General features: G+C 65.9%; 6 protein-coding genes. 3 read left to right on the forward strand and 3 right to left on the reverse strand.

The window, feature by feature from the left end:
• The first annotated feature begins 59 nt into the window (after window positions 1–59).
• The 3 genes from P3T23_RS38915 (at window position 60) to P3T23_RS38925 (ending at window position 4,652) form a co-directional block, all read left to right on the forward strand.
• Window positions 60–2,294, forward strand: coding sequence for a SulP family inorganic anion transporter (locus P3T23_RS38915; RefSeq protein WP_429321400.1), 2,235 nt, complete (start codon window positions 60–62; stop codon window positions 2,292–2,294).
• 158 nt (window positions 2,295–2,452) lie between these two features.
• Window positions 2,453–3,037, forward strand: coding sequence for a flavin reductase family protein (locus P3T23_RS38920; RefSeq protein ID WP_429321367.1), 585 nt, complete (start codon window positions 2,453–2,455; stop codon window positions 3,035–3,037).
• Between the two features lie 517 nt (window positions 3,038–3,554).
• A complete protein-coding gene (locus tag P3T23_RS38925; protein ID WP_429321401.1) occupies window positions 3,555–4,652 on the forward strand; it encodes a branched-chain amino acid ABC transporter substrate-binding protein in 1,098 nt (365 codons plus the stop codon).
• Between the two features lie 155 nt (window positions 4,653–4,807).
• Here P3T23_RS38925 and P3T23_RS38930 read toward each other — a convergent pair whose 3' ends face one another.
• The 3 genes from P3T23_RS38930 to bcsB are packed head-to-tail and all read right to left on the reverse strand — an operon-like array spanning window position 4,808 to window position 13,279.
• Window positions 4,808–9,586 carry a cellulose synthase subunit BcsC-related outer membrane protein gene (locus tag P3T23_RS38930; protein ID WP_429321368.1) on the reverse strand — a complete coding sequence of 1,593 codons (4,779 nt, stop codon included), beginning with the start codon at window positions 9,584–9,586 and terminating at the stop codon, window positions 4,808–4,810.
• Window positions 9,577–10,746 (reverse strand): cellulose synthase complex periplasmic endoglucanase BcsZ, encoded by a 1,170-nt coding sequence (gene bcsZ / locus P3T23_RS38935; RefSeq protein ID WP_429321369.1) that lies wholly within the window; start codon window positions 10,744–10,746, stop codon window positions 9,577–9,579. Before bcsZ ends, P3T23_RS38930 begins: the two co-directional genes overlap by 10 nt.
• Window position 10,747: 1 nt before the next feature.
• Window positions 10,748–13,279: a cellulose biosynthesis cyclic di-GMP-binding regulatory protein BcsB gene (gene bcsB / locus P3T23_RS38940; protein WP_429321370.1), complete on the reverse strand. Its 2,532-nt coding sequence runs from the start codon at window positions 13,277–13,279 to the stop codon at window positions 10,748–10,750.
• Window position 13,280: the final 1 nt, after the last annotated feature.

Below are 13,280 nucleotides of genomic sequence, written 5' to 3' on the forward strand. Positions count from 1 at the left end.
GATGCAGCGGCGGATACTCGATGAGCCAGGAGTCGAGCCGCATTCATCGGGAGAGCGCCGTGAAGCCAGGCACAACCGGTCCCGCTACCGCCGTCAGCTCGGGTTCGCGCGCCGGTGGCCTGGTCGGCGATCTCGCGGCCGGTGCCGTCTCGACGATCGTCATGCTCTGCTACGCAATGAGCCTCGGCACCATGATCTTCAGCGCCGATCTGGCGCGCTACGCCGAACTGGGCGTGCCGACGGCGCTGGTCAGCTGCGTCGTCACCGCACTGGTGATCGCGCTGACGAGTTCGATGCGGGTGAACATCGGCGGCCCCGACAGCAACGCCACGGCGTTCCTTGTCGGTGTGGCTGCGGGCGTCGCGAGCAGCGTGCGCGCCGATGGCGGGTCTCCCCGCACCATCCTGCTCACGGTGTTGATCGCCATTGCGTTGTGCTCGATCGTGACGGGCGTCATCCTGTTCGCAATCGGTTCGTCAAAGCGTAGCCGCTCGTTGCAGTTCCTGCCGTATCCGGTTTTGGGCGGTTTTCTGGCGGGCACCGGTTATCTGCTGCTGGCGGGCGCGTTCCGTGTGCTGACCGGCGAGGCGCCGCACTGGAATACCCTGATCGCGGTGCTCGCGCGCCTGCACTGGCTCGCATGGCTGCCCGCCGTAATCGTGGGCGGCCTGCTCACGCTTCTATCGCGTGTGTGGAATCATGCCGCGGTGCTGCCGTTGACGCTCGGCTTCGGCGTGGCGCTCTTTTATGTGCTGCTTTATGCTGCTGGCCTGTCGACGGAAGAGGCGCGTCATATGGGACTGTTGCTCCCGCATGTGCCGCTGCGTGGGGTGCAGATTCCGGCGCTGCATCTACCCACGTCGCTTGCGCACCGGGATGTCGACTGGTCGGCGATTGGTGCCCATCTGCCGGAGACGCTGGTGGTCACATCGGTGTCGGCGATCACGATCCTGATGAACTCGAGTGCGATCGGCGCGGCCACCGGCGAAGACGTCGATCTGAACCGCGAGATGCGGTCCGCCGGCCTTGCGAATATCGCGAGCGGGATGCTTGGGGGCATGGTCGGCTATCAGTCGTTCAACCGCTCGATGCTCAATGTCAGCGTGGGCGCGACAAGCCGCCTTGCGGGCGTGTTCGCATCGCTTGTGTGTCTCTTCGTGCTCGCCGCATCGCCTGATCTCGTGGCGCTGTTTCCTGTGCCGGTGCTCGTCGGACTGCAGCTTTTCATGGGGCTGCGTCTGTTGCTGCACTGGCTGGTAGGCGCCTATGTCAGGCTCGGCTTGCATGAGTATCTGCTCGTGCCCGCGATTCTCGGCGTCGTTGCTTTTTACGGTGTCGTCGCCGGTGTGGTGGCGGGTGTGATTGCCGCATGCGTGATGTTCGCGCTGCTCTATGGCCGCGTCAGTTGTGTGCGCATGGAGTTCGATGTGGGCACCCGTACCTCGAATGTCGAACGCAGCATCGAAGACACGCAACGTCTGCGCGAACTCGGCACGCAGGTATGCGGTGCCTGCCTGCAGGGGTTTCTCTTCTTCGGCACGGCGAACTCGATCCTGCAGCGCATACGCGAGCGGCTGGCCGCTCGCGGCACGCTTCCGGTTCGCTTTGTCATGCTCGATTTCGCCGCGACGAACGGCATGGATGCGTCAGTATCGATCAGCTTCGTGAAGCTCAGGCAGATGTGCGCGGCCGTCGATGCGGACCTGGTGCTCACCGCGCTGCCGGCACGCTCGCGCGATCTGCTGGTCAAGACCGGCACGCTCAACCTGCGGATTCACGAGTTCGCGACGCTGGATGCCGGACTCGAATGGGTCGAGGACCGGTTGCTGACTGAGGATTCGCACGGGCTGTCGCGCAACGAAGCGGACTTCTATACCTCGCTCATGCCGCACTTCACCGCCCACGCGCTCGACAGACTTGCGGCCTGCATGGAGGTGCGCGATCTCGCTGCCGGCGAGGCGCTCTTTCTTCATGGCGAGCCGGGTGACGCGATGTACCTGGTCGAGCGCGGCCGCGTCACGGTTTCGCTGCCGCTCGCAGGCGGTCGGTCGGTGCGGCTGCGTTCGTATGGAGCAGGGACGATCGTCGGCGAGATGGCGGTCTACACGCAGAGGCCACGTGGCGCGGATGTGCGCGCCGACGGCATCGCGCGGGTTCGGCGGCTGTCGCTCGCCGCGTTGGGTGCGCTCGAACAGGAAGATCCCGTCACTGCGCAGCAGTTTCACCGCTTCGTCGTGAAGGTGATGGCTTCGCGCCTGGCTGTCGCGGACGAGGAACTGGGCGCGGCTCACTGACTTCACGTCGGACCTCATGCGACGCGGCACACCGGAACGCCTCGCGCAGGAGAAAGCACGACCCGGCATCATCTGCCATGATTACGACGGCCAGCGGTACAGGCATGATCGAATCCCGCACCCGACCGTCAACCCCGATTCCGACGACACGACCATTTATGAAAGGCATCCGGCAAGCAGTAGAACTGTCACGCGCAACGCAACTGATGAATCACGGTCCGGTGACGATCATCACGAGCGCGCACGGCGAACGATCGAACATCATGGCGGCGTCCTGGGCGATGCCGCTGGATTTCAGCCCGCCCAAGGTCGTCGTGGTGATCGACAGCCGGACGCTGACGCGCGAACTGGTCGAAGCGAGCGGTGTGTTCGGTCTGCAACTGCCGAGCCGCGCATTGGCGCGACAGACGCTGGCGGTTGGCACCAAACCGGGCATGGAACTGGACAAGTTCAGCGCATTCCGTCTGGAGACGTTTCAGGGGCAGCAGATCGACGTGCCGATGCTGGAAGGCTGTGTCGCGTGGATGGAGTGCAAGGTGATCCCCGACGACAGCCAGCGGCACGACCTGATCATCGGCGAAGTGGTCGCCGCCTATGCGGATAGTCGCGTCTACTCGAACAACCGCTGGCATTTCGGCGACGACCCCGATGTACGCACCTGCCATTACGTCGCGGGCGGGACGTTCTTCGCGACCGGTGAGGCGTTCGAAGTCGACCCTGTGCGGGTCGGATCGGGTTTCTGAACGAACTTTCATCTCGTATAGGAAACAAGACGGGGTTCCACGCTCAAGTTGGCGAAGAATTCCGTCGATCAGCCAGCGCGCCTTGCTGGTCAAGGCTTTCGTGCGACTTTCCCGAGTCTTCCGCAAGCCGGTTGACGCAGGATTTTCCTGCCCTTGCGCTTTTCGCGCTGCCTCGCAGCAGCCGTCTCTATCTGGCTGCAACCCATATTCTTCCTACCTTCCACACAATCGGCCCGGTGCTCGGGTAAGTCCCTACGCCGCGTCGCCGCTAAATGGTTTTTTTCCGCAATTCGTGTCGCTATACTCGCTTTTGGTTCCGATAAGAAACTTTTGGCGCGTCAATGAAACTTGCCTGAAGTCGGAACCCGTAGCTCGCGTACTCCGAGGTTCAGGCCTGCAGTCGCCGTGCGCCTCGAATGATCCAACCGAAATCAATTCGTTTCACGTTTGTTTATCTGGGGAATCTGACATGGTTGCACGTCCTGGCACTCTTTTCCGCGCTGCTTTCGTTGGCGTCATGTTGCTCTCTGGCGCCGCGGTGCAGGCGCAGCAGGTCGTCAAGGTGGGCGTCGCCGCGCCGATGACGGGCGGCAACGCCGCCTACGGCAAGGACATCGACAACGGCGTGCGCCTTGCCGTCGACGAAGCGAATGCCCAGCAGATGACCATCGGCGGCAAGCCGGTGAAGTTCGTGGTGGTGTCGCAGGACGATCAGGCCGACCCGCGCATCGGCGTTCAGGCTGCCCAAAACCTCGTGGACGGCGGCGTGTCGGTGGTGGTCGGCCACTTCAACTCGGGCACGACGCTGCCGGCGTCGCAGATCTACGCGAAGGCCGGCATTCCGATGATCACGCCTTCCGCCACCAATCCGCAGATCACGCGCAACGGTTTGCCGACCGTCTACCGCGTGATCGCCACGGATGCCCAGAACGCCGGCAACGCAGGGGTCTACGCAGCGCAGATCGCCAGGGCGAAGCGTATCGCCATCATCGACGACCGCACGGCATTCGGGCAGGGCGAAGCCGATGAATTCGAGAAGGCAGTGAAGGCGAGCAATGGCAACATCGTCGGGCGTGAGTACACGAACGACAAGGCCGTCGATTTCAGCGCGCAGCTCACGAAGATCAAGGGCATGAATGCGGACCTGGTGTTCTTCGGTGGACTCGATGCGCAGGGCGCGATGTTGGTGAAGCGTATGCGCCAGCTCGGCATGAAGGCGCAGTTTCTGGCTGGCGGCGGCGTCATGGATGCGAACTTCATCAAGCTCGCTGGGGATGCTGCCGAAGGCGCGATGGTCTGGGAATACGGCCAGCCGTTGAGCACGCTGCCGCAGGGCAAGACGTTCGAGACGAAGTTCAAGGCAAAGTACGGCACGGACATGCTGGCTTACTCGCCGTTTGCGTACGACGCGGCGTGGGTTGCAATCAAGGCGATGCGGACGGCGAACTCGGTGAAGCCGGCGGATTTCAACGCGGCGCTGAAGGCGACCGAGTCGAGCGGCATTACCGGACAGATTGCCTTTAACAAGGATGGCGACCTGAAGAACCCGACCTCGACGCTGTATGAGGTCAAAAACGGCGTGTGGGTGCCGGTGACGACAAAGGCGGGTATCTGAGGCTTTGAGCGTGACCTCCCCGGAAGATGTCCGCAGGACCTCCGGGGACTTCCAGAGGAATACGCACGACGGCGTTATCGCGAGATAACGCCGTCGTTGTTCATTACCCGGTTGAAGGCGACGGGTAGGAAAGGCTCACAGCTTCGCGTGCTGCGTCAGTTCGACAGCGACAGATACGGCGAAGTGAACGCACTCGGCGGGAAGGGCTGCAGCCCCGCCTGCGGCGTGAAGCTGTAACGCACGTACACGGCGGCCAGCCACTCGCGATACTGATAGGCGTTGCCAAGCGATGCGGTGGCGCCGAACGCGAGTTGCGGTGCCAGCTGATATTCGCCGGTCGCGTTCAGCGAGTACGACACGCCGGTTTTGCTCTGGCCTGGATAGACCGCGCCGGGGTCGACCGTATTGCTTCCTGCCACTGCGTTGATAGTGGCTGCGTTAGTCGCAGCATTGGCCTGCCGTGTCGGGTCTGTCGGGAAGTAGTTGGAAGGGTCTTCGCGATAATGCTGCACGCCGATCGAGCCTTTCAGATCATAGGTAAAGGCGCCGGTGCGGCCTGTCCATTCCACCGGCAGGTTCAGGATCACATACTGCTGCGGGCTGAAATAGCCACCCTGACCATACGTGAAGTAGGACAGGTTCTTGTCGTAGTGCATCAAGGTGGTATTCACCCCGACGGTCAGTGTCTGGCCGGCGTCTTTCAGCAGACGCGTGTAGACGCCGCCGCCGCCCTTCACGGCATTGTTCTTTTCCACATTGTGGCCGGACAGGTACTGGAACGTCGTGTTGACATAGAGGCCGCTCGTGCCATCGTCCCAGCCGAGGTTGGCCAGTGCGCCGCTCGATGTCACACCGCCCCATTCGAGATTCGCGCCCTGGTCGCGTGCGCCGGCGTATGACAGCAGGCTGTCGGTCACCGCGCGGCGGGCGACGGCGAGCGACCAGGAGACTTTATCGGTAATGCCGCCGTTGTATTTCAGACCGGCGACGATGTTCTGCTCAGGAAAACCGAGCGGCGTGACGCCGACGTCGCCACTTAGTGCCCGGCTTTCATAACCGACCGACAGCCCCACGCCGCTTGTGTTCTGCGAGCCGTAGGTGTTCTGGCTGGTGAGGGCGCTAATCGCCGTCTTCACACCGGCGGTTCCGAAATTTTGCAGGATCGCGGGAAAGTCGGCATTCGACGTCCCGGCACCGAAGCGCGCCACCGTGGACACGTTCGATGTATTCGCCGTTCCAGCATCAAGCGTGACCGGCGTCGCCGAGACCACGATGTGACCGTTGCCCGCCCTGATGCGTCCTTCGACGGGCGCTTCGATATCGGTCAGATTCGACAGGCCGTCTTCGCCAGAGCGATTGCGGAACACGAGACCGCCCGAGATCGTGCTCGACTGCTCGCGATTGATCTGGGCGAGTTCTTCCGCTACCCCGAGCGTCTGCGCGTTGGCGATGCGCGCGGAGGATGGATAGCCGTCATTGCCGGTTGCCGGTTGCGCACCTGGTTGCGGCGCGTAGTACGGTTGCGCGTAGCCAGTGGGAGGCTGCGGGATGTAGGGCTGCTGGGCATAGCCCTGCTGCTGCGCATATGCCTGCTGCTGCGGATACTGTTGGGGCGCATAGCCCTGCTGCTGCGGGTAGGGCTGCTGAGCATACCCCTGCTGCTGCGGGTAGGGCTGCTGAACATATCCCTGCTGCTGCGGATAGGGCTGCTGCCCATACGCATACGCCTGCTGCGGATACCCCGGCTGACCATACGGTGCCTGGGCATAGGACTGCGTCGCATTAGCCGCGTTGCGCGAAGCCGCCTGCTTCTTGCCCGTCGACTTTCTGGATGTCGACGACGTGCCCGCACCATAGGGCGCCTGCGCCAACCCGGCGTTTGCCTGCGCCTCACGCGCGGCGGGCGACATCGGCCATGGCGTGCTCACATAGTTGTCAGCCGCAGGGTACTGAGGATAGGGCGCAGGCGCGGCAGGCGCGTAATACGGTTGCTGCTGCCCCTGCCCGGGATAGGCCTGTAACGGCGCGCCTGTGGGCGCACCCGACTCGCTTGAGCCATAAGTATCCGGACCGTACCCGTCCGGATTGGCGCTCGAATGGGGCGCGCCGTTCGGCGCTACGGGCGACACCGCAGGTGAGCCATAAGGAGCCACATACGGCGCGGGTTGCGAAGGCGGCGGATAGGTCGGCACAGTCTGCGTCGGATAAGAGGGCTGTGGATAGGGTTGCGCGTAGGGCATGGCCGGCGCCCCCGCGTTGAATGCGCCGGATTGGCCTGCCGCTCCGTTGGCCGGCACATCGATGGCTGTTTTTCCTTCGAACGGATTCGTGCCGGGCAGTGGCGTCGCGCCAATCCTTTGCGTCGCGGTTTCCCACCCGCGCGGCACTTGCGGCGCACTGCTCCGAAGACCCGGCGCGCCAACCGGCGTATTCGCCGCAACGAGCGAGCGCTCCAGATAAGTCGACGCCAGCGACAGCTTGCCTTGCGCCCGGTACATACGGCCGACGGCAGCAAGCAGACGCGGATCGTTCGGCGCGGTGCGCAGCGCCTGATTCGCCATCTGCTCGGCGAAGCGGAAATCCTTCGCGCCCGTGGCCGCGGAAATCGTTGCGATTTGCAGGTCGAGGTTGTCGGGGCGCCGAGCGAGGGCGACGCGATAGCTGGCGAGCGCATTGCGATCGTCACCCGCCGATGAGTACAGGCGTCCAAGCGCTGCCTGCAGGTCGGGGTTGTCGGGCATCGCGGCGAGCCACGGCGCGATGACGTCATAGGCGGCCGCGAGGTCGCCACGCTGACGCACGCTGTCTGCCTGCTTCACGACAATCGCCAGATTCAGATTGCCGAAGTCGGTACGCTGTTCGGGTGTCAGTTGCAGGGCGGACAGCCGGCGCATCACATTGCCCAGCTCGGCATCCTGCTGCGTGGCGAGCAGGATGCCGGCGTATTCCAGCAGCAGCCCGGTGTCGCCAGGTGCGGCCGCCATCGCACTGCGCACGAGCGACAACGCGCGGCCGGGGTCGCCGGCCTGCAGGTAGCCGGTCGCCAGCGCACCGATCAGTTCGGGGTTGCCCGCGGCGGTGGGCTCCGCGGCACGCAGCGTCGCGAACGCCTGCTGCGTCTGACCGCTGCGCGCCTGCCGGCTGGCGATGTCGGCCTGCTGATGCACCCACAGTCGGTGCTGCAACATCGACATCGCGTCGGTGCGCTTCGCGGCGGGAATCCGGTCCAGTTGCTGCAGCCCTGCCGACCAGTCCTGCGTTTCCGCCGACAGCAGCGCGCTCGCATAGAGCGCATCCGTCATGTCCGGGTGCTTCGCAACCAGGTCGTCCATCATGCTGCGCGCGTTGCCAACCGCGCCCTCACGCACGTAGATGCGCGCGAGGTCGAGCCGCAACCATGGATCGTCGGGATTATTCAGCAGCGCGTCTTCGAAGAGGCTGCGTGCACTGCCCAGGTCGCCGCGCGCTTCGGCGGCGCGCGCCTGCGCGGCCTGCGCTTCGCCGCGCAGCCGGTTGATGCCGCCGGCCTTCGCCTGCTGTTCGGCGTTCAGCTGGTTGGCGAACGCCAGCGCTTCATCGCCGCGACCCTGCGCCGCGAGTGCGCCGACGAGGCCGCGGATCGCATCGGGGTTGTCGGCCTGGCGGCGCAGCGCCATCCGGTACGCCTGCTCGGCGCCGCGCGGGTCGCCGTTGGTGAGGAGCGTCTCGCCGAGCAGCACCTGCGCGGTGACGTCGGACGGATTCAGCGCAATCGCGCGTTCGAACAGCGACTTCGCCTTCTCGATTTCGCCATTGCTGCGCGCGCCCAGCGCATCGCTGGTGTAGGTCCAGTACGTGGCGCTCGTCAGCGCATCTTTCCAGCGCGCCGGGCTGCCCGCGCGCGACGCGCGTTCCAGATAGTTGCGCGCCTCGGCGAAGTGTTCCTGCTTCAGCGCCGCGATGCCCATACCGCCGAGCGCATCGCCGTCGTTGGGGCTGGTCGCGAGAACGGATGAAAACTTCTCGCGCGCCGCCACGATGTCGTCGCGATCGAGCGCGGCAAAGCCGTCGGCGATCGTGCGGCCGCGCGCGTCGACGGCCGCGTTCTGCTGGGCACGCTCGCGTGCGGACTTGTCCTGCTGAACCATACTGTCGAAGCGCGCCTTGACGGCGGCGTCGTCGCCGGCAGTCTGCAGATAGGCCTCATAGAGCGGCGCGTCGGAGGCGCGCGCGTCGAGCCAGAGCAGGGCCTGGCGCCAGCTCTTCTTCGCGGCGGCGCCCACCGTGCTGTCGCTGGCGAGCTTCGTGAGCCGCGCGATGCCGTCGCGGCGCGTGACATCGCGGTACGTCAGATGTTGCGCGAACGCGAGGGCATAGCGGGGATCGTCGGGGTTGTCGCGGGCGAGCTGTTCAAGGCCGCGGCGCGCCTGGTCCCAACCCTGCGGTGTGGCCGCGAGCGCCTGGTAATACTCGAGTTGCAGCGCGGGCGTGGCGGGCTTGCCGGACAGCGCCCGCTGATATTCCTCGACCGCCGATGCGCTCTGGCCGCTTTGGGCCAGACGCCGCGCGTCGTTGACGGTCTGGTCCCGCAGGCTGGTTTCACCAAGCCGCCGCCCGAGTTCGTCGATGGACGGATAGTCGGGTGCAGCCTGCCGCAGGCGTGCGAGATACTGCTGCGCGCCCGCGCCGTCCTTGCGGTCGGCGAGCACCATGCCCATGCCGAACAGCGCATCGGGCTGCTTCGGATCGATGCGCAACACCTTCAGCCATGCCTGCTCGGCAAGGTCGCCGCGATGATGCGCCTGCCAGTACTTGCCCTGATCGATCAGCACGTTCAGCGGATTGCCGGACGTGTTCGCCGGCGGCGTCTGCGACTGCGCCAGTGCCGGCGAGGTGCCCGTCGCCGCTTCCAGCGCGGCCATGCTCAGTGCCAGTGCAAGCCTGCTCAATCGCATGCGGTTCTCCAGCTCGGCACGAGGCGGCCGGCTTCGTCGAAACGATAGCGGCCGTCGATGGCTCCGGTGCCGAACAGGCCCAGCACCCGGTCGTAGTAGACAGGGTCGTGTCCTTGACCGGTGACGTCAAGCGCGGCGAGGTGCATGCGGGCGAGGCCGAGGCCGTGCTCGTCGCCGAGCGCCTTGAAATACGGCGCCAGCGCCCCCCAGTAGCTGAGCGGCCCTTCGCCGGTGCCGACGCCCGTCGTGACGGCGACGCGCTCCGGCGGGATGCCGGTCTGCGCGACGCGCTCGCGCATCCCGCCGAGCGCCGCAAGCCAGGGCTTCGCGAGCGGATCGGCGGACGACGCCAGGCCCGCCCACAGATAGACGCGGATGGCGTCGTAGCTGCCGGTGTCGCCGGTTTTCGGATCGACGACGAACTGGCCTGCGCGCCAGGCCGCCCAGTCAGGGGCGAAGCCGTGCGGCGAAGTGGTCTTCACCAGCTTGTAGCCGTTCCCGGCGAGCGAGTTCCAGGGGCCGCCCGGCAGGTCGTGCGCGAGGCCGCGCAAGACTGGCAGCGGCAGATAGCTCGGGTTCAGGCGTGTGACGTCGCCCGTCTGGAAGCCCTGCGGACCGGGCAGCAGCATCGGGCCCAACCCCGCGAGATCCGCCACTTCGCGGCGCACGATCTGCTCGGCCAGCGCCTGGCCGAGCTTCGTGTAGGCGGGCTCCTGCCAGAGACGGCCGGCCTGCAGCAGGTCGTAGGCAATCCATAAATCGGAGTCCGAGGCGGAATTCGGGTCGAGCACGCCGTATGAGCCGTCCGGTTTCTTGCCCCACGCCCACGACGGCAGCCGCACATTCGACGCATCGAACTGGTTGCCCGCCAGGTTCGCGCGGGTCCAGCCGAGCAGGCGGTCGAAGGTGGCGCGGTCGTTCGCGACGAGCGCGAAGAAGAGGCCATACGACTGTCCTTCCGACGTGGTCTTCTGTTCGGGCGTCGAAAAATCGATGACGCGTCCGTCCGCCTGCACGAAACGTTCGACGAAGGTGCGGTAGGCGGGCCAGTCGCCGCAAGGGCCTGCAGGGGTGGCCGCCGCCGCGCTGCTGGCGGCAGCCATCAACGACGCGGCACCGAACGCGAGCGCAACAGGTCTCGCCTTGAATCTGACCGGCATATCAATCTCTCAGACGTCGCGCGGCGATCGCGCGCAGGGTACGGTAAAACAGCGCGGCGATGATGAGCGCCGCCAGCAGGCCGCCCAGCACGAGCAGCAGAGGATGCGACGACAGCACCCAGTGCAGGTACTGGATGGGCGGCAGATAACCGACGTAATACGCGTTGCCGTTCGACGTCACCGTCACCGTGCGGCCGTGGATCACGACCATCGCGCCTTGAATCTGCGGCAGCACGTCGGCGTCGAGGAGCGCGGCGCTCAGGTCGGCATCCGACTGGCCCGCCGCGCTGACCAGCGCGACGGCGCTACGCGATTTCTGGAGCGGCGACTCGAAGCCGGAGATCAGCGCGTCGCCATTCGCGCTCACCAGCGACAAGTCCGCCCGCGCGGGCATGCGCTCGACGCCCTGTACGCCATGCCACCAGTCCTCCAGCTTGAAGACGACATCCGAGAGTTCGAAGGTGCGGGTGTCGCCGTCGCTGGAGAACGGCATCGACTTCGCCCAGCGCTGCAGCAGTGGCTGGTGTCCGGGCGCGCCGAGTATCAGCAGATCCTTGCTGGCGAAGCGGTCGACCTGCTCCGCGGAAGCGACCGTGACGTCCGTCACCGGATAGCCGGTCGAGGCGCCCATGCGGCCCATCTCCAGCAGGAACAGGCTGTAGTCGCTCGAACCCGGATCGTTCGGCAGGATCACCGCGGTCTCCGACAGATCGGCGAGGCGCGTGAACGGAAAGCCGCTGTTCGCAAACGCGGCGAGGTCCGGCAGCGCCATGAAATGCGGGAACGAAGACACGTCGATGGTCGAGTTCGGATCGATCGAGCCGACGACGTTTTCGAGCAGACGGCCGCGGCATTCGCCGGTGTTCGGGATGTCATAGAAGAAGTGCATCCGCAGTTGCGAGCGCGGCGTCAGCAGCAGGGGCGGGATGTAGATCTGGCGACGCGCGTCGGCCGTCCTGTCCGGCAGCACGGGAGTGAAATAGCGGCCCAGATCGAAGGTCGACGAACTGACCGCGGGGATCCGCATCGCCTGCACGAAGCCGTCGTTGACGCTGATGTTCAGCGACGAGCGGTCGGGCGTCGGCCGGACCGTGAAGCGGTAGCGCAGATCGATCGGCACGCCCTTGCTGTTCCACATGAAGAGATCGGGCGGCACGCGCAGATTGATACGCACGGCGTCGGCGCTGTAGCCGGTCACGGTCAGGTCGCGGGCGTCCGCCAGTTCGCCGAAGCGCACGGCACGGGTGGCCGTCAGCCAGTTCGGCGCGTCGTACGGTTTGCGCGGAGCCAGTTCGGTCAGCTGCGTGATGGTCGCGCTGGTGCCGGTCAGCGCGTTTTGCCCGATGCCGAGTGCCCTGGCGGCGGTCTTCAGTTCGGCCTCGTCGCGGCCGAGCACGAGCAGAAGCTCGCCGCGCGCAGGCTCCTCGCGGGGGACCACGGCGATCGTCGGGCCGGAAACCGGCGGGATGGTGACGCCCGCCGGATGCTGGTCCGGTGTGGCGAAGATGACCGCGTTGCCCGACAGCGGCACGTTATCGATCTGCGCGGGGAACACCGCGCCGCGATAGCCGGCGAGCGAGCCGAACCAGGACGCGACGATCCCCGCGGCTTCGACGGTCTGCATGCCCGGTTTCTGCGCGAACACGAACGGCAGTTCGAGGCGCCGCACGTCGCGGCGATCAAAGAACGGCAGCGGCAATGCGCCGAGATCCGGCTTGCTGGTGAGCGACGCGTAAGTCAGATCAAGCGAACTCAGATTGCTGACGGTGGCCCACAGCGACGAATTCGCCGGGTCCTCGCACTCGGGTGTGTAGTGACCGATCAGCTGCACGTTCAGGTGATTGAACTCGGTGATGAAGCGCGGATCGATCGACACGTCGCGCGCAACGAGGACGCCGGCCTGCTCGCGCGGCACCGGCAGTGTCGCGGCGACCTCGCCGTTCACGAGCACTTTCAGCTGCGAAAGGCTGGGCAAAAGCGAAGGTGAATAGCTATAGATCAGATGCAGCACTGCGCCAGTCACCACTTCGTCGCTGCGCACCGAGAACGGCACGCCGTTCTGGCCTTCGGTGCCGCGCAATTGCAGCGGATCGAGTGCGCCGAGGTCCATGAACGTGAGCGTCTGACGCCGGCCGCCCGGCACGAGCGTGCCCGGCTCGGCCGTGGTCGGCGTGCGCGCACCGAGCGCTTTCGGCGTCGAAGCGGCCAGCACGGGGGCGGGCATGGCGAGCTCGGGCTGCACGATCGCCTGCGGATTCAGCGGCACTGCGGGGCTCGGCGCGGGTACGGCACCCACCCCGGTCGCGACCTGGTTGCCGGGCGGCAGCGCGGGCGTGGCGCTTGCTGGTTTGGCCGCCGCGTCACTGGCGGCGACGGTCGCGGCCGTTGCGAATGGCGCGATGAAGGTCTGCACGGCGAGCCACAGCGCGAGGGCGCGCGTGAGCCGTCGCGAACGCGGATGTCTTGTGCGCACTACCGTGCCGCAGTCGCCTTGCCGCTCCTCAAGGCGCCGTGTCCCAATCCCTTTGCGCATA

This window comes from Paraburkholderia sp. GAS448, from assembly GCF_050435685.1.
Taxonomy (GTDB): Bacteria; Pseudomonadota; Gammaproteobacteria; order Burkholderiales; family Burkholderiaceae; genus Paraburkholderia.

Bases quoted from the DNA above. Each gene is read 5' to 3' on its own strand.
- P3T23_RS38930 (WP_429321368.1), bottom strand. From the start codon at position 9,586: ATGCGATTGAGCAGGCTTGCACTGGCACTGAGCATGGCCGCGCTGGAA.
- bcsB (WP_429321370.1), bottom strand. From the start codon at position 13,279: ATGCGCAAAGGGATTGGGACACGGCGCCTTGAGGAGCGGCAAGGCGAC.
- P3T23_RS38920 (WP_429321367.1), top strand. From the start codon at position 2,453: ATGAAAGGCATCCGGCAAGCAGTAGAACTGTCACGCGCAACGCAACTG.
- bcsZ (WP_429321369.1), bottom strand. From the start codon at position 10,746: ATGCCGGTCAGATTCAAGGCGAGACCTGTTGCGCTCGCGTTCGGTGCC.
- P3T23_RS38925 (WP_429321401.1), top strand. From the start codon at position 3,555: ATGTTGCTCTCTGGCGCCGCGGTGCAGGCGCAGCAGGTCGTCAAGGTG.